General features: G+C 62.3%; 13 protein-coding genes and 1 pseudogene. 6 read left to right on the top strand and 8 right to left on the bottom strand.

All coding sequences use genetic code 11. The annotated features are described in order from the left end of the window. Nucleotides 1-6: 6 nt before the first annotated feature. The 4 genes and pseudogenes from ON753_RS04240 to ON753_RS04225 form a co-directional block, all read right to left on the bottom strand. Entirely contained in the window at nt 7-1,674 is a 1,668-nt protein-coding gene (locus ON753_RS04240; protein ID WP_265961308.1) for an ABC transporter ATP-binding protein, read from the bottom strand. An 11-nt stretch (nt 1,675-1,685) separates the two neighbouring features. Then, on the bottom strand, nt 1,686-2,783 hold the full coding sequence (locus ON753_RS04235) for an ABC transporter permease (RefSeq protein WP_323054680.1): 1,098 nt from the start codon (nt 2,781-2,783) through the stop codon (nt 1,686-1,688). A 44-nt stretch (nt 2,784-2,827) separates the two neighbouring features. Then, complete coding sequence (locus tag ON753_RS04230; protein WP_265961306.1) at nt 2,828-3,838, bottom strand: ABC transporter permease; 1,011 nt, start codon at nt 3,836-3,838, stop codon at nt 2,828-2,830. A 72-nt stretch (nt 3,839-3,910) separates the two neighbouring features. Continuing rightward, a pseudogene (locus ON753_RS04225) lies at nt 3,911-6,007 on the bottom strand (ABC transporter substrate-binding protein). Nucleotides 6,008-6,154: 147 nt separating this feature from the next. On the opposite strand from ON753_RS04225, the gene ON753_RS04220 reads away from it, so the two are divergent. The 3 genes from ON753_RS04220 to ON753_RS04210 all read left to right on the top strand — a co-directional run bounded on the left by ON753_RS04220 (nt 6,155) and on the right by ON753_RS04210 (nt 7,796). Next, nucleotides 6,155-7,144, top strand: coding sequence for a helix-turn-helix domain-containing protein (locus tag ON753_RS04220; RefSeq protein WP_265961305.1), 990 nt, complete (start codon nt 6,155-6,157; stop codon nt 7,142-7,144). A 77-nt stretch (nt 7,145-7,221) separates the two neighbouring features. Continuing rightward, nucleotides 7,222-7,455 (top strand): type II toxin-antitoxin system ParD family antitoxin, encoded by a 234-nt coding sequence (locus tag ON753_RS04215; RefSeq protein WP_265961352.1) that lies wholly within the window; start codon nt 7,222-7,224, stop codon nt 7,453-7,455. Then, nucleotides 7,455-7,796: a type II toxin-antitoxin system RelE/ParE family toxin gene (locus tag ON753_RS04210; protein ID WP_265961304.1), complete on the top strand. Its 342-nt coding sequence runs from the start codon at nt 7,455-7,457 to the stop codon at nt 7,794-7,796. Before ON753_RS04215 ends, ON753_RS04210 begins: the two co-directional genes overlap by 1 nt. A 22-nt stretch (nt 7,797-7,818) precedes the next feature. Here the strand turns inward: ON753_RS04210 and ON753_RS04205 are convergent, their stop codons facing one another. The 4 genes from ON753_RS04205 to kdgD form a co-directional block, all read right to left on the bottom strand. After that, nucleotides 7,819-9,375 (bottom strand): tripartite tricarboxylate transporter permease, encoded by a 1,557-nt coding sequence (locus ON753_RS04205; RefSeq protein WP_265961303.1) that lies wholly within the window; start codon nt 9,373-9,375, stop codon nt 7,819-7,821. After that, the gene (locus ON753_RS04200) at nt 9,372-9,839 is read right to left on the bottom strand and encodes a tripartite tricarboxylate transporter TctB family protein (RefSeq protein WP_265961302.1); all 468 of its coding nucleotides are present in this window, start codon (nt 9,837-9,839) and stop codon (nt 9,372-9,374) included. The genes ON753_RS04205 and ON753_RS04200 overlap by 4 nt, the downstream gene beginning before the upstream one ends. A gap of 140 nt (nt 9,840-9,979) precedes the next feature. Further along, nucleotides 9,980-10,957 carry a Bug family tripartite tricarboxylate transporter substrate binding protein gene (locus ON753_RS04195; RefSeq protein WP_265961301.1) on the bottom strand — a complete coding sequence of 326 codons (978 nt, stop codon included), beginning with the start codon at nt 10,955-10,957 and terminating at the stop codon, nt 9,980-9,982. Between the two features lie 80 nt (nt 10,958-11,037). Further along, entirely contained in the window at nt 11,038-11,979 is a 942-nt protein-coding gene (gene kdgD / locus ON753_RS04190) for a 5-dehydro-4-deoxyglucarate dehydratase (protein ID WP_265961300.1), read from the bottom strand. Nucleotides 11,980-12,250: 271 nt separating this feature from the next. Here kdgD and ON753_RS04185 point away from each other — a divergent pair, with 271 nt between their 5' ends. The 3 genes from ON753_RS04185 to ON753_RS04175 all read left to right on the top strand — a co-directional run bounded on the left by ON753_RS04185 (nt 12,251) and on the right by ON753_RS04175 (nt 17,524). Continuing rightward, complete coding sequence (locus ON753_RS04185; protein ID WP_265961299.1) at nt 12,251-12,982, top strand: FadR/GntR family transcriptional regulator; 732 nt, start codon at nt 12,251-12,253, stop codon at nt 12,980-12,982. Nucleotides 12,983-13,207: 225 nt separating this feature from the next. Beyond that, nucleotides 13,208-14,248, top strand: coding sequence for a LacI family DNA-binding transcriptional regulator (locus ON753_RS04180; protein ID WP_265961298.1), 1,041 nt, complete (start codon nt 13,208-13,210; stop codon nt 14,246-14,248). Nucleotides 14,249-14,410: 162 nt separating this feature from the next. Then, nucleotides 14,411-17,524 (top strand): alpha-mannosidase, encoded by a 3,114-nt coding sequence (locus ON753_RS04175; RefSeq protein ID WP_265961297.1) that lies wholly within the window; start codon nt 14,411-14,413, stop codon nt 17,522-17,524. Nucleotides 17,525-17,529: the final 5 nt, after the last annotated feature.

Genomic DNA, 17,529 nt, shown 5'->3' with positions numbered 1-17,529 from the left:
GAAAATTTACGCGGCAATGTCGAACGCGGCACGGACGAGCCGGGCCGTATAGTCGGTCTTGGGGTTGGACAGCACCTCCTCCACAGGGCCTTGCTCCACGATATTGCCGAACTGCATCACCATCACGCGGTGGCAGAGCGCCCGCACAACCTTCAGGTCGTGCGAGATGAACAGGTAGGAAAGGCCCTTCTCATCCTGCAGTTTCCGGAGCAGATCGATGATCTGCGCCTGGACCGACAAGTCGAGCGCGGAGGTCGGCTCGTCGAGCAGGATGAATTCCGGCTCCAGTGCGACCGCCCGTGCAATGGCGATACGCTGGCGCTGTCCGCCGGAGAATTCGTGCGGGAAGCGGTTGAAGATATTGTCGGGCATGCCGGCGTCGAGCAGCGCCTGGCGCACGCGGTCCACCCGCTCGCGGCCGTTGGCGCCGATGCCGTTGACGATCAGCCCTTCCTCGATGATCTGCCTGATCGACATGCGTGGATTGAGCGATGCGAACGGGTCCTGGAACACCACCTGCATGCGCGAGCGCAGCGGCCTCATGCCCTGGCGGTCAAGCCCGTGGATAGGCTCGCCATTGAAGAAGACCTCGCCGTCCTGGGTCTCGGTCAGCCGGATGAGCGCCTGCCCGAATGTTGTCTTGCCCGAACCGCTCTCGCCCACCAGACCCAGCGTCTCGTGACGCTTGAGCTGGAGATCGAGATTGTTGACGGCGGTGAGCTTGAAATAGTCGGGCTTGAAGAACCCGCCGCGCTTCAGCGTGAAGGAGACCTTGACCTGCCGTCCTTCAACCATGATGGGGCTGTCATCGGAAATCGGCTTCGCCCGGCCTTTGGGCTCGGAGGCCATCAGCCGCTGCGTATAGGCATGCCGCGGGTTCTCGAACAGCGCCTCCGTCTCGTTGTGCTCCTGCACCGCGCCGTTCTGCATCACATAGACGTATTCGGAGAACTGCCGGACGATGGTCAGGTCGTGGGTGATCAGGATCACCGCCATGCCGTACCTGTCCTTCAGGTCCTTTATGAGATGCAGGATCTGCGCCTGAACGGTCACGTCGAGCGCCGTCGTCGGCTCATCCGCGATCAGGATGTCGGGCCGGTTGGCAAGGGCCATGGCGATCATCACGCGCTGCCGCTGGCCGCCGGAGAGCTGATGGGGATACTGCTTCAGCCGGGCCCCAGGTTCCGGGATCTGGACCTCTTCCAGGAGCTGGCGTGCCCGTTCCATCGCGTCCTTGCGGGACATGCGGTTGTGCAGGTGCAGGATCTCGCAGATCTGCTGCCCGATCGTATAGACCGGATTGAGCGAGGACATGGGTTCCTGGAAGATCATCGACACTTTCGAGCCGCGCAGCTTGCGCATCTCGCGGTCGCTCATCGAGACGATGTTCTTGTCCTGCAGCTTTATGCTCGTGCCGGGCTTGATGGTGGCACGGCGCGACAGCAGCCGCATCACCGTGCGCGCCGTGACGGACTTGCCGGATCCGCTTTCACCCACCAGCGCGATGGTCTCGCCCTTGTGGAGCTGAAAGGAAACGTCCCGCACGGCGTTGACGATGCCGCCTTCCACCTTGAAATCGACCGCCACGTTGCGCGCGTCGAGGATCAGCTCACGGCCGTGATTGCCGAGATCGTGCCGCTCGGTCGGGGCGAAGGGATTGTTGCGTTCAGGCATACCGTGCCCTCTCAATACGGATCGATGGCATCGCGCAGGCCGTCGCCCAACGCGTTGAAGGCGAAGACGGTGATCAGCACGAACACCACGGGTGACAGGATCCAGGGATAGGAGCCGATCACGGAGAAGTTCGACGTGTCCTGCAGCATCAGCCCCCAGGAAATCAACGGCGGTTTCACCGCAAGACCAAGGAAGCCGAGAAAGCTCTCCAGAAGCACGACGGTCGGAATGGCCAGTGTCACGGCGACGATCACGTGGGACAGCACGTTGGGCAGGATGTGGCGCAGGATGATGCGCCTGTCGCTGGCACCGACCGCCATGGCGGCGCGCACGTAGTCGATGCGGGCAAGCGCGAGCGTCTTGCTGCGCACCTCCCGCGAGAGCTGTGCCCACAGGAGCGCGGCCAGCACGATCACCACGAAAGCCAGGAAAACGTTCGATGACGCCGTTGCCGGGATCAGCGAGGCGAGGGCCAGATAGAGCGGCAATTGCGGAAAGGCCAGCACGAGCTCCACGAAGCGCTGCATCCACGTATCGGTCCTCCCGCCGAGATAACCGGAGGTGATCCCGACGAGCGTTCCGACGATCGTGGTGATGGTTACGACGGTGAGCGCGATGGCGAGCGAGATGCGGGCGCCGACGATGCCGCGCGAGAGAATGTCCCGGCCGAACTTGTCGGTGCCGAGGAAGTGCACCGGGTGCCCATCACGGGCGCCGAAGAAACGCCGTTCCATCGGAATGAGGCCGAAGAGCCGGTAGGGGCTGCCTTCGACGAAAAAGCCGAGGGGAACGGGATTGTCCATTTCCGGCCCGGTGATCGGCTGGAAGGTCACCGGATCGAACTCGCCCGTCTCTCCGATCGGGTAGGCATAGGGAATGAGGGCGAACCCGCCCTCCGGGCCGAAGAAGCTGATGTGGTCGGGCGGTGCGAAGGCGAGGCCCGGCTCCTTCGGGTTCATCGGCGCGAAGAAGTCACCGAAGATCGTCACGACGAGGAGGATCACGATCAGAACCAGTCCGGTCATGCCGCTGACCGAGCGCCGGAAACGCCGCCAGACGAGCCGCGAATAGCTTTCTTCGCCATGGCCGGGCAGGGTTGCCGCAGGCACCTCCGGCGTGGCCGGCTCGCTGGATTCGGGAAGTATGACGGTGCTCATTCGGATGCTCCTCCCAGGCGCACACGCGGATCGAGCAGCGCGAGCAGCATGTCCGCGATGATGTTGCCGATGATCAATGTCGCCGCGAGCACCAGCATGAAGGTCGCGGTCACATAGACGTCGCCGCGGTTCATCGAGCCGACGATGGCAGGGCCGACGGTCGCGAGCGAGAAGACGATGGCAACCTCGATTTCACCCGTCAGCATGTAGGGCAGCACCACGCCCTGGTAGGCGACCAGCGGGTGCAGGGCATTGGGCACGGCGTGCTTCAGAATAACCGCTCCCTCGCTCATCCCCTTGGCCCGCGCGGTTTCCACATATTGCGCGTTCAAGGTGTCGAGCAGGTTGGAGCGCATGACGCGCATGTTGTAGGCGAGCCCGCCGAAGGTGGCGATGGCAATGACCGGCCAGATGTGTTTCACCAGATCGACGAACTTGCCCCACGTCCAGGGCGCCCCGCCATAACGCGGCGAGAAGAAGCTGCCGAGCTCCTGTACGTTCAGCTTGAAGGCAAGAAGGTAGAGGATGATCAGCGCCAGCAGGAAGCGCGGGATGGTCATGCCCAGGAAGGACACGAAGGAAAACAGCGTATCGATCCAGCTGTATTGCCGGGTTGCGGCGACGATGCCGAGCGTTATGCCGAAAATGGATGCCAGGATGTGGCAGGTCAGGGCAAGCAGGATCGTGCGGGGCAAGCGTTCGGCCACCACGTCGCCCACCGGCTTGTTGTAATAGAAGCTGTGGCCGAAATCGCCGCGGGTAACGATGCCGGTGATCCAGCGCACATACTGCACCGGGATCGGATCGTTGAAGCCGCGTTCCTCGCGCCACGCCTCGGCCTGGATCTCCGCCTGCTCTATGGAAGCGCCGCCCTGGTTGATGAGTTGCGAGCGGATATAGTCGCCATAGTCGCCCGGAGGGGCCTGGATGATGGCGAAAGTCACCACGCTCAGCACAAACAGAATGGGCAGCGCCGAAAGGGTACGCATCGTCAGGAAGCGCAACATGGCCGATTTCTCCTCACCTGTCCTTCAGGTCCGGTGAGCGAGGGGGAGTTTCCCCCTCGCTCGTGCCAGGTGTCAGTTTGCGGGGCCGTCCGCCCCGGGTTCGCCGGGCAGGGTCTGAGCGTGGAGCTCAAAGTCCTGCTGCATCTCCGTGGGCACATACACCCGCTCACGCATGATGTTGTCCTCGGCCCAGTTGAACATGAAGATGGGCGCGCCCTGAGGGATGTTGGCAAAGCGCTTGTTGACGATCAGAGCACCCGGATATTGCGTCACGCCGATCGCCCACAGGTTCTCGGTGTAGAGTTTCTGGTACTCCTGCATCAGTTCCGTGCGCTCGGCACTGTCGCGGCTTGAGGTGAAGGCGTTGACGGTCTTCACCATCTCCTCCTCGAAGGGCAGCAGGTCGAGCGTGCCGTCGGAGCCGGCCCGCCGTGTCCAGGTCTAACGTGGACCCACGGGGGCCAGCCGTTCGGTGAACTTCAGCGCCGTCGCCAGCTCTTCGGAGTTGCGGAAGAGAGCCCAGTCGAACCCGCCACCCTGAAGCAGATCGTCATTGGTATTGGAGTTCTGGATGTTAAGGACCACCCGCAGGCCGATACGCTCCATCATGGCGATGATGCCTTCGGCAAGGCTGCGGTCGGTCTGGTAATCGCCATTGATCAGCATGACGACCTCGACATCCTGGCCGCCCACACCTTCTGCATCCGCAGGGAAGTTGACGATGCCGTTGCCGTCGGTATCGGTCAGGCCGGCCTTCTCGATCAGGGCTTTCGCCGTTTCCACGGAGAAGGGATAGTAGACCGTGGATTCCTTGTCGTAGAACGAGGTTCCCGAATACAGCCCGCCCGGATAGATGGCCGTGAACGGCCCCTTCACCAGGGCTTCACCCAGCCGTTGCCGGTCGAGCGCATAGGTCACGGCCTTGCGGAAGTCGAGATTGCGGTTGAGTTCCCGAAGCGCCTGGCCGCGCTTGTCCGGACTGCCCCAGCCGTTGGCCGAAAGGTTCGGATAGAGCGTGTAGCCTATGGTGCGGGCGCCGAAGGCGAGCCTCGCCGGAGAATCCTCCGTGGCAGCCTTTTTCAGCGACTCGACGTAGTTTTCCGGCTGTTCGAGGTTGGAAAAATCGCCCGTGCCGGCGACAGCCTGCACGTCGCGATCCGCCCAGGTCGACAGCTTGTAGTGCATCTCGTCGAGATAGGGCAGCTGATTGCCTTCCTCGTCCACCTTCCAGAAATAGGGATTGCGGCGCAATACGATAATGTCGTCCGCACGGTATTCGACCGGAACCCAGGCGCCCATCACCGGCCAGTTCATGTATTCCGGCGGAAAGGCGTTCTTGTACTGCTCATAGGTCACATCCGGATTGTGCTTTGGATGCTTGGTCTTCAGGATATGCGACGGTCCGGGGCAGAAGGTGCCGTAGGCCATCTGGTAAAGATACTGCTCCGGGAAGGTCTCCTCGAACGTCCAGCGAATGGTATAAGGATCAAGCGCCTCCAGCTTGGTGCCCTCGCCGCCGAACGTGTCCGCCGTCGCGCCGTTGAGCGGCGAGACATTGGGGTCGAGCACGTGGTCTTCCCAGTAGAACATCACGTCCTCGGCGTCGAAAGGATCGCCGTCGGACCATTTGGCGCCCTCGATCAGATGCATGGTCAGCTGATGGCCATCGTCCGACCATTCCCAGCTCTTTGCGAGGTTGGGCATGGGCTCGACTTCGTCCGCCTTGATGGTGAACAGCGGACCGACACGGGTCAGGCATTCGTACATGCCGATGTCGATGCCGCCCCAGCCCTGGCTCTGGCCGGCGATGTAGTTCCAACCTTCCGGCCGTCCGCCGATCACATGGCGCATCACGTCGCCATACGTGCCGACACCGTCGGGCATGTTGCCCGCCTTGTAGACCATCGGTTCTTTCGGCAGCCGTTCTTCGACCGGCGGCAGTTTGCCGGTTTCGACGAACTTCTCCGTCACCCAGCCCGGTTCGTGATATTCGTCGAGCGCGCGGTACTCCATGATGTCGGATATGCCGACGAAGACCGGCTCGCTCTGGGCCGGAAATGCCGGCGGATCGGGCGGTGTCGTGGGTTCGACCATCTGGGCCTGTGTTGCGAGCGCCGAAGCTCCCAGTAACAGACCAGCGCCGCCGAGAACACTCAGCTTCCTGTTCATCGTTCCTCCCTTTCATTGCTTCACGCGGGTCCCGGACCTCCCGTCCGGTGCCGGATCGCGTACGCCCCTGACGGTACCTCTTGCATAACGGCGCGCAATCCGGTTCTCTAAGCAGTTATTCCGGTTTTTAAAGATCGGGGAGGAGTAATGGCGGATCTGATCGACAGGCAGGGAGCACAGTCCAAGGGCAAGGCGCAAAAGCCGGTGCCGCGTCCCGACCGCCGGTTCTACGCAACAACCAAGGCTTTCGGCCGTTTCGGCATCCGCTGGTTCGACCCGCAGCTGATGGACGCGGAGCACTGGCACGGGCATATCGAATTCAACTGGCTGACCGGAGGGTCGATGAACTACCTGTTCGACGGCCGGCCGGTGGAAATTCCCGCAAGGCGGCTGGTGATGTTCTGGGCGGGCATCCCGCACCGGACGGTCAGCATCGAACAGGAAACAGAGGACAAGATACGTCAGTGCAACGTCTATCTGCCGCTGGACACCTTCCTCTACATGCCCAATATCGGACGGCTGACGGAGACCATGATCGGCGGCGGGGTCATCGTGCTGCCTTCCGATGCCGTCGACAATGCGCTTCTGGAACGCTGGTATCAGGACTACCGCAGCGGTGATGCCGAACGGGCGGATATCCTGAAATCCGAGATCGCCAACATGCTGCGCCGGACGACCCTGGTCGGCTGGGAGGAGCTTCTGTCCCCCTGGATCGAAACCCAGGAGCCTACTCCCAGTACGGCCTCGCCGCTGCGCTATGTCGTTGCCATGGTCCGCTATATCCACGAGAACCTTGCGGAACCGATCAGCGCCAAGGACATCGCGAAGGTCGTGGGAATTCACCCGAACTATGCGCTCAACCTTTTCACCCGCGTCATGCGCATTCCCATGCGCCGCTTCATCATCCGTGTACGGCTGATCAGGGCGCGGGCGCTTCTGTTCGAGGGCAATCTGTCCATCGCCAATGTCGCCTTCCAGTCGGGCTTTTCATCCCAGAGCCAGTTCTACACCCATTTCCGCTCCGCCTACGGCATGACACCCCTGGAAATGCGCCAGAAACTGTTGGCAAGCGGCAAGCTGATCCCTAAGAAAACCGAACGTGACAGCTGGACCGATTGCCAGCGGGATGCCGTGTAGGGCGCTGGGTCCGACGGCTCCCATTGGCTATTCAGGCAAATCTTGCCAAATTTTGTCATATTGACTATTTTAGCGCCATGAGCACGATGAACATCTCCCTCCCGGACAGCCTGAAAGACTATGTCGATCAACAGGTTACAGGCCGCGGTTACGGCACAAGCAGCGAGTATATCCGCGAATTGATCCGCCGCGACCGCGACCGTGAACACCTGCGCTCCCTTCTGCTTGAAGGTGCCGCATCTGCGGAGACCTCTCCGGTTGATGCGGGCTATTTCGAAAAACTGCGTAATCAGGCACGCAGACAAGGGTGATGCCCAAACCTGTCATTCCCCGACACCGGGCGCAGCAGGACACCGAAGAAGCGATCAATCGATATGTGCATGAAGCGGGTGTCGAAGTCGCGATTGGTTTCGTTGATTCGCTGGAAGAGGCATACAGACTGCTCTCGTCTCATCCGGCTGCTGGCTCTCCGCACTATGCCCACGAACTCAGGATCGCCGACCTGCGGCACCTGCGACTTCAGCGCTATCCGTACCTGGTTTTCTATATCGAGCGTTCCGATTGTGTCGACGTTTGGCGAATCCTGCACGACAGGCACGATATCCCCGCATGGGTCCGTCAAACCGACCCCATAGCTCAAGGCTCAGAATAGCACCCGACCCGCCCGCGAAACCTCAAGTCCGGTCTTCGGCCGCCTTCGAGGACGCGTCCTCAGGCAGACCGGCCCCGGTCGCCGGCTGTTTGCGCAGAACCATGAAGTAGAAGAACACCGCTGCCAGAACGAGGAAGAAGAGGCTATCCGGGCTGGTCAGGAAGACGACCGGATTGTTGTCGTTGAGCGCCAGGGACCGCCGCAGGTATTGTTCCAGGTCCGGACCGAGAATGAAGCCGAGCAGCAGGGAAACGGTGGGGTAGCCGTTCTTACGCATGAAGAACGCCAGCACTCCGAACACGACCGCAAGCGCCATCTGGAAGACCGAGAAAGTCGCAACGAAGCTGCCCACCAGCGCCACCACCGCGATGGAGGCATAGAGCAGGCCGCGCGGAATGGCGACGATCCGCACGAACCAGGGGCCGAGCAGGAACAGGGTCAGCGGGATCAGGATCAGCGCGCTGACCAGAAGCGAGGCGAACATGGGAGCGATCAGGTCCACCTGGTTCTCCAGAAGCCGCGGGCCGGGCTGCAAACCGTTGATCACCAGGACCCCCAGGACCACCGCCGTGGTGGGGTCGCCCGGGATGCCGAACATCAGCATCGGCACGAAGGCTCCGCCGCACATGGAATTGTTGGCGCTTTCCGCTGCCGCGATCCCCTCGCGGCTTCCGTCGCCATATTCCTGTGGTTTCTTCGAGCCGCGCTTGGCATCGGCGTAGGCGACGAAGGCCGCCATGGAGCCGCCGGCACCTGGCAGGATGCCGATGCCGTAACCGATCAAGGCGCTCTTGAGATAGGTGAACAGACCGATATCGCGCACTTCCGACCACTTGGGGAGAAAGTCCCGGCGGCGGATCTCGGAGGCAACGCGCAGCGCCTGTGCGTTCAGCGTCTCGGCATGGGCCTGTGCCTGCACCAGCACCTCGCAGATCGCGAAGGTGCCGATGATGATCGGCATCATGTTGATGCCTTCGACCAACAGTTCCGTGCCGAAATGAATGCGGGGGATCGGCTGCATCACGTCGATGCCGATGGTCGCGATCATGATGCCGAGCAGGGTGGCCACGATGCCCTTGCTGATCTCGGCGCGCTCGACGATGACGATGACGATCAGCGCGAAGAGGACCAGCGAAAACTTGCCCGGCGTCTGTATGAGCAGCGACAGCTTCGCCGCCAGCGGCATCAGCGCCATCAGCAGCAGCGCTCCGACCGAGCCGCCGATCATGGACCCGAGGGCCGCGTGTCCGAGCGCATTGGCGCCCTGTCCCTTCTTCATGAGCCGATTGCCTTCAATCGCCGTCATCATGGAGGAGGGGGCGCCGGGAATGTTGATCGTTGTCGCCGTGATGCTGCCGGCATACATGCCGGACATGAAGATGGCCGCGCACATCACCAGGGCCGGAACGACATCGATGCTGTAGGTGACCGGCAGCAGTAGCGCGATCGCCAGCACCGAGGTCAGGCCCGGCATGGCGCCGAAGAAGGCACCGATGAAGAAGCCCAGCACCATGAAGCCCAGCACGTCCGGGCGGGCAAGAACGGTGAAGCCGTTGAGAAGCTCGAGAAAAAAGGTCACTGGATCGCTCCGGGCACCAGGGGCAGGCGAATGCTGAAGGCGACGGCGAACAGCAGATAGAAGACAAAAGTCACCGCGGCTGCGTAGAGCACCATGACCAGTGGCCGGTTGCGTTCGAAATCGAAAACCCGGAAGAGGCCGAGTGTGAACAGGAATGTGGAGACGACATATCCGAGCGGCTCGAACAGCGCGGCGTAAAGCCCCGTGGCGACAACCACCTGTGCCGGGGCTGCAAGGGAACGCAACGGCTCGGCATCCCCGTCCTGCCGGCTCTGCCGCCAGATGATCCGGAGCAATGCCAAATACATGATCCCTGAGGCCAGAATGGGCAGGAAGCGCGGGCCGGCAAGGCCTTCGGCAAACGGAACCCTGATCTGAAATGCGGCGACGAGATAGATTGTCGTCAGAGCCATGAGGAACAGGGTGAACCCCATGCGCGCCAGTTTTCCGGTAACACCTGACATTCGATAGAAACCCTGGTCCCTGGAGTATCCCGGTTTCTTCAGAACCCGGGAGGCTCCAGCACATTGGAAGCGGTCGGCTTTTCTGCAGTCCGGGACGCCGCCGGTCTGCCGGCGGCGTCCCGTTCATCGTGCAGGAGCATCTACTTGGAGATCACGCCCTTCTCGACCAGGTCGTCCATCTGCTGGTAGAGGGTTTGCGCCGTCTCGTCCGCCCAGGCCGTGACGTCCGCCGTTCCGATCCAGTCCGGCGTCACGCCGACATCGGCGACCCATTTCTGGAATTCGTCGCTTTCCAGCGCCTGCTTGTAGGCATCCTCGATCTTGGCAACCACGTCGTCCGGAGTGCCCGCGGGAGCCGCGAAGACGATGAAGCTGCCGACCTGGATGTCGAGATTTTCTTCGGCGGCCGTCGGCACGTCCGCATAGGTCGGATTGCGCGTTTCGGAGAATTCCATCAGCCCGAATGCGTCGCCGCTCTGGATCAGCGAAGCGAAGTCGCCAAGGCTGGTCGCCGCCACTTCGACCTCATCGTTGAGGATCGCTTCCTTCTGCGGCGCGGCGCCGCCCGGATAGGCGATCAGATTGAACTCCACGTCCGCGGCGTCCTGAAGCTGCAGCATGGCCAGGTGCGTGCGCGATCCCGTGTTCTGAATTCCGACCTTCACCTTGCCGGGATTTGCCTTCGCGTCGGCAAGCAGATCGCCGATGGATTCATAGGGCCCGTCCGCGTCAACGACGATGGCGTCCGGCTCGCTGGTCACCCGGGCGATCAGCTTCAGCTTTTCCATATTGTAGCTGGGCAGAAGGCCCTGCCAGGGCACCGTGACGATGCTGTCATAGGTCAGCGCGCCGATCGTGTAGCCGTCCGGCTTGGCCTTCATGACCTCCGATACGCCGGTGGCGCTGATCCCGCCCTCGATATTCTCGACATACATGGAGGTGCCGATAATGTCCTCGGCGATGGTCGTGAGCTTGCGGACGATGCCGTCGGTACCTCCGCCCGCGCCCCACGGCACGACGACGCGGATATCCCGCTCCGGATAGTCGGCTCTGGCGTCCGCGGACGCAAAAAGGCCTATCGAGGCCGCAGCCATTGCAACAGTCAGTTTCTTCAGCATGGTATCCTCCCTGAATTCACGCTTGCTTGGTTAAGTTCGGCCGGCCCGCCGCCAGTCTGCCGGAGGGCCGGCGGCTTTGCTCAGCCGGTACGTGCAACGGGCTCGTCCCGCCGGGCGTCTGCCCGCGCCCTGTCGAACAGGCTCCTGAGCATGTCCGTCTCTTCCACGGAAAGGTCGGTGAGGGGCGGGCGCACCGGTCCGGGCTCGAACCCGGCAATGCGCACGCCGGCCTTGATCGCCGACACCGCATATCCGGGCTGCCGGTCGCGCAGACGGGCGAACGGGAAGAAAAACTCCTCCAGAATGGTCTGCACCGTCTCGCGATCGCCGCCGCGCAAGGCGTTGAAGAAGCGCAGCGCCAGTTCCGGAACGAAATTGAAGACGGCGGAGGAATAGGTGGTCACGCCCGCGCCATAGAGCGCTTCGGCGAACAGCTCGTGGGTGGGCATGCCGCCCACGTAGCACAGACGGTCGCCGAGCGTTGCGGTGATCTCGCGCACGAGATCGACCTTGCCGGTTCCGTCCTTGAAGCCGATGAGGTTGGGGCAGTCATCGGCGAGCCGCTGGAGCGTCTGCGTTTTGAGGACGCTGTTGTCCCTGTTGTAGACGATGACGCCAAGCCCCGTTGCCTCGCAGACCGCCTTGACATGCCGGTAGAGCCCTTCCTGAGGGCCGGTGATCAGGTAGTGGGGCAGCAGCAACAATCCGTCCGCTCCGGCCTTTTCTGCCCGAGCCGCAATTTCCTTCGCAATCTCGGTGCCGTAGCCGCAGCCGGAAATGATCGGGGTTGTACCGGAAGCCTCTTTCGCCGCCTGGACGACATTGCCGACTTCCTCCGGCAGCAGCGAGAAGAACTCGCCCGTTCCGCCGGCCGCGAACAGGGCCGCGGCGTCGTACTGCGAGAGCCATGCCACGTGCTTCTGATAGCTGGCGCGATTGAACGAGCCGTCCGGATGAAAATGCGTCACCGGAAACGACAGAAGACCCGAGGAGATTACGCCTTTGAGTTGCTCAGGAGTCATACCCACACCCTTGTTGTTGTCCGATGGTGATACGACACCTCATATGATGATGTCAATAATTCATCATACAACTTTTCACTGCCTGTCGGACTGCTGTAACCAGCCGGAAAGCCGCAGAGTGTCGCACACGCTCGCCATTGAGGAGGGTTGCGGAAGTTTGACGGGGGTAAAATGAATCTGCTAGAGATCATACAAATTGTGCCCACGCCAGCAACGTGGGCAGCAGCGTGCAGGGATTGTGAGACCGGGCGTGGAATCAAGCAGGAAGACGTTGGCATCAACCGTGTGCGAGAAACTGCGCACGCAGATCGAAGAGGGCAAATACGCCGTTGGCGACCGGCTTCCCAGCGAAGCGCGCCTGACCGAGGAATTCTCCGTGAGCCGCACCGTGATCCGCGAGGCGGTTGCCACGTTGCGCGCCGACGGTCTGCTGGATTCGCGCCAGGGTGCCGGCGTCTTCGTGCTTGCGCCGGCGGAAAAGACGCCGCTGCCGTTTCAGAACGTCGAGCCGGCCCGCATTTCCTCGATGATCGAGATGCTCGAACTGCGTACGGCCGTGGAAACCGAGGCTGCGGCCCTTGCCGCGCGCAGACGGTCGCCGGCCCAGCTCGAAACCCTCTTCGAGACCTTGCACACGCTGCAGGAGCTGTTTGCAAAGGGCGAATCCAGTCCGCAGGCCGATTTCGATCTGCACATGGCAATTGCCGATGCCACCAACAATCCCCGTTTCCGGGAGTTCCTCGAACTGGTAGGCCCGGGCATTATCCCGCGGCGGGCGCTCGCTACCACGTCCGGAGGCCCTGAACTGAAGGCCTATGTCGCCATACTCGATCGGGAACACGGGGATATCGTGCAGGCGATCGCCGACGGCAATGCGGACGAAGCGCGTGAGGCCATGCGAAACCATCTTCTGGGCAGCCAGGCCCGCTATCGGGCGCTTCTGCGCCGGACGACCGCCGGAGCCGGTAAAGGCAGGGCCGCCATGTCAGGCCCGTCGGGCTGAATGTTCGGAGGCGGACTTCATCCATGCTGTGCAAAAATTTCTGTAGGTGAGGACTGCATTGGCACGCATGCGCGCCAAGCCTACCGGAAAACGCGCTATTTCCTTGCCAAAAAACGTTCCAGTTCGGCTGGAGGTCGTATATAAGCTTCTGAAACTATTTTCATTAGGCGGCGATCATCGGCCGCTTCGGCGCTGCGCGCAATTGCTGTTTGGGAGTTAAGTGATATGCCGCAAAATCGCAAGGTCGGCATCAAGGATGTGGCTCGCAGGGCGGAGGTCGCCAATTCCACGGTATCGCATGTCCTCAATGGCACGGCATCGATTTCGGCGGAAGTCCGGGCGCGCGTTCTGGAAGCGGCCAAGGAACTTGGCTATCTGGCCGATCGCAAGGCCAAGGCGACCATTTCGGCCTTCGGGACGGTCCTGCTGGCGGTGACCGACGATGCCTTGCCGGAGAACGAGACCAACCTGTTCTCATGGACGATACTGAATGCGCTGTCGCGCGACTGCGAGCGCCGCGGCGTCAAGCTCGTGCCCCACTCGGAAACCGGAAACCTAAGCGCTGCAAACGTGATCTCGGCAGCGGAGAAAGCCAGGGCGGACGGCATCATCATCATCAATGACGACCGCGGGGATTTTCTCGCCGGCATCAGCGCGTCGGGGCTTCCGGCGGTCCTTGTCAACGGCGAGGATCAGGAGATGCGCATTGACAGCGTCTCGCCGGGCAACCGCTTCGCGGCGCAATTGGCCACCAATTGGCTGATCTCGCGGGGCCACCGGAAAATCCTGCACCTCACCTGGGACGGGCGAACGACGATCCGCCGGCGCCAGGACGGCTTCTGGGATGCCTTCCGCGCGCATAACTTGCCTCTGGAGGATGCGCCGGTGCTGCATGTTGGTGGCTATGAGCCGCGCTATGGCGAAGAGGCTGTCCGGTTATGGCTCCAACAGAACGGCGGCCTGGGCGGCGTGACGGCGCTGTTCTGCGCGGCGGACAATCTGGCGATCGGCGCCATGCGGGCGCTTGCCGCCGAAGGTCATGCGATTCCCGAGGACGTGTCGGTCATCGGCTTCGACGGCGTCGCTCTCGGCGACCTGGTCAATCCGCCCCTGACGACGGTGAAGGTGCCGCTGGAGCAGATGGGTCCGGCTGCCCTCAGCCTTCTCGAGCAGCGGATCGTGGCCAATGACAGCGAGCGGGTCGCCTATCGGCTCGAACTCGGCTGCGGTGTCGTGGAGCGCGAAAGTGTTTCGACGCTGTCCTGACGGTGCATATGGCCGTCATTTGAAAATATTTTCATTTCTCTCGCGGCTTTATCAAGCTGTGGCAGTCGTATAGTCTCACTTTGAGCGCCGCGATCATGAAAATAAATTCATCATACAGGCGCGAGGGCCGGGAAAAGGCCCTTCCATGCCACGGGACCTGTCATGCGACGTCTGAAGAAACTTGATCATCTGCTGGGTGAACTGCGCGCGCGCATCTTTGAGCCATTGCCGGATCCCGTGTCGCTCGAGTTCCGCCGTGCCCGGCCGGACGAGCGGGCCCAGGTCGTTGCCGAGGCGCGGGGCGATTGGCAGGCTGCCGGCCCCGATCTGCTGTGGGGCGAGCCGGGAGGCTATTTCTGGTTTGCCGGGCCAGCGCTGACGCCGCCCGAGGCGGAGGGCCGGCGTCTCTTTTTGCACATCGACGCCCAGTTCGGCAGCACGATGGGGCGTTCTGACCCGCAATGCTTGGTTCGCGTCGACGGCCGGATCGCGCAGGGCGCCGACGGCAATCACCGCGAACTGCTGCTGTCCGAAAATGCGGTGCCCGGACGGCGCTACGATATCCTGATTGAGGCCGGAACGATTGAAAACCGCCGGCAGGCCGGCTTCGGATGCCGTTTGATGCTGCATGACCCGCTGGCCGAGCACGTCTATTACGATCTTAGAGTGCCGCTCGACGTCGCCCGCCTGCTGCCCGAGGACGATCCCCGCCGGCAGTTCATCGTGAACCGGGTCGATGCGGCGCTGAAGAGCATCGACTTCCGCCCCGGCAATCCGGAGCGGTTCGCCGCCACTTTGCAAGGCGCCGCAACGATCGCGGCCGAAATCTATGCGGCCGAGGATTTTTCCGAAAAGCCGACAATCACGGTCACCGGCCACACGCATATCGATGTCGCCTGGCTGTGGCGCATTCGCGAGACGCGGCAGAAGATGGCCCGCTCCATGGCGACGGCCCTGGCGCTGATGGATCAGTATCCCGACTACCGTTTCATGTACAACCAGGGTGTCCTGCTCGACTATCTGGCCGATGACTATCCCGAGCTCTTCGACCGGTTGCGCGACAAGGTGACGAGCGGCGAATTCGAGATCGAAGGCGCGCTGTGGCTGGAGCCGGATGCCAACATCACCGGCGCGGAATCGCTGGTCCGGCACATACTCCACGGTGTCGCCTATCACGAGGAAACCTTCGGGATCCGGCCGCGCATCCTGTGGTTGCCTGACACGTTCGGCTATTCGGCCGCGCTGCCGCAGCTGATGAAGCTGGCCGGCATCGATGTCTTCGTCACGCACAAGCTCAGCTGGAACGACACCAACCGCATGCCCTACGACACGTTTTTCTGGCAGGGAATCGACGGGACCAAGCTTGCGTCCTATTTCCTCACCACCCAGCCTTACGCGTCAGGCGGTATCGGGACCACCTACTGCCCGGATCTGAAGCCGACCCATGTGATGGGGACCTGGCGCCGCTACGGCCAGCAGGCCCTCAACCGCGACCTGTTCCTGGTCTATGGCCACGGCGACGGCGGCGGCGGGCCGACGCGGGAGATGCTGGAAAACATCCGGCGTATGGAAAAGGGCATTCCGGGCTGTCCGGCGGTCGTTCACGACCACATGCGCCCCTTCTTCGAGCGGCTTTTGGCGCGCATGGAACGGGAGGCGGACCGGTATCCGGTCTGGTCGGGCGAGCTCTACCTGGAATTCCACCGCGGCACGTTGACGTCCGTTGCCAAGAACAAGCGCAACAACCGGCTGGCGGAACAGGCCCTGCGGGAACTGGAAGCGCTGGCCTGCCTTGCCATGACGCGTTGCGGCCATGCCTATCCAGCGGAGCGCCTTCATGAGCTCTGGCGTATCGCCTTGCTCCATCAGTTTCACGACATTCTGCCGGGCACATCGATCGGCGCGGTCTTCGATGACAGCGATCGGGACTATGAGAGGTTCTTCAAAGGGGTGGCAGAGCTGAAGCAGGAGTTGGCGGCCGCAATCGCCGGCGGCAATGGCCGCCTGCTGTTCAATATCCTCGGCCGGCCGCGAAGGGGCCTCGTGAGCCTCGAAGGAAGCGATGCCAAAAACCTTCTCTATCGTGGCGAGGCAATTCCGACGCAGGCCATTTGCCGCGCCGACGGGACGATCGAACAGACCGCACCCGTAAAGGATCTGCCGGCCATGGGCGGATACGTCGTGGCGCTGGAGGACGGCGATGCCGCCATCGGCACCGGTGGTCTGTCCGTTTCCGAAACCCGTCTGGAGAACGGGCTGCTGGCCGTCGCATTCGATGGCAAGGGACGGATCACCTCGATCTTCGACAAGCGCAACGGCCGCGAGGCGGTCGTGCCGGGCGACAAGGCGAACCGGCTGCAGGCTTTTCGCGACATGCCGCCGCAATTCGATGCCTGGGACATCGACGAAGGCTTCGAGGATCAGAGCTGGGACATCGATCGGCTCGTTTCGGCAAGGGTGGTCGAAACCGGCCCTTACCGCGCGGCCGTCCGGTTCGAGTGGCGCTATGAAAGCTCGACGATCGTCCAGGTGATTTCTCTGGAGGCGGAGAGCGCAAGGGTCGAGGTCGACAGTTTCATCGACTGGCGCGAACAACACACCCTGGTCAAGGCTGCCTTTCCGGTCAACGTGCTGGCCCGCGAAACGACCGCGGAAATCCAGTTCGGTCACGTCACGCGCCCGAAACACAGGAATACCTCCTGGGATCAGGCCAGGTTCGAGACCGTGATGCATCGCTGGGTCGACAAGTCGGAGCCAGGGTTCGGCGTCGCCCTGCTGAACGATTGCAAATACGGCTACGACTGGAAGGAAAACGCGCTCCGGCTGACGCTGCTCCGCTCGCCCACTTATCCCTGGCCTGAAGCCGATCAGGGCGAGCACCGTTTCCGCTATGCCATTCTTGTCCATCACGGCCTGCACGAGGGGGAAGGCGTTCCGGCGGCCGCAGAGGAATTCAATCTGCCGCTCCGTCTTCTCGCCGCGGGGGAGAAACCGGATTCGCCGCCCCGGGAGATCGAGCCCCTCGTGTCGCTCGACGGAGAGGGCGTGACGATCGAAGCCGTGAAAAAGGCCGAGACCGGCAACGATGTCATCATCAGGTTGTGGGAGACCCACGGGCGGCAGTCCGAAAGCGTCCTTCGCCTGCCGAGCGGGTTTGAAAGGGCGGAAGAGACCGATCTTCTGGAGCGCAGCCCGGTGGCCCTTTCGGTCACTGACGGGCGACTTCCCTTGACCTTCAAGCCCTTCGAAATTCGCACGATCAGGATCGGAGCCTAAGCCGG

Source organism: Roseibium salinum, from assembly GCF_026240905.1.
In the GTDB taxonomy this organism is placed as follows: domain Bacteria; phylum Pseudomonadota; class Alphaproteobacteria; order Rhizobiales; family Stappiaceae; genus Roseibium; species Roseibium salinum.
Note: the sequence above shows the minus strand (reverse complement) of the source record. Positions and strands in the feature narration are given on the sequence as shown.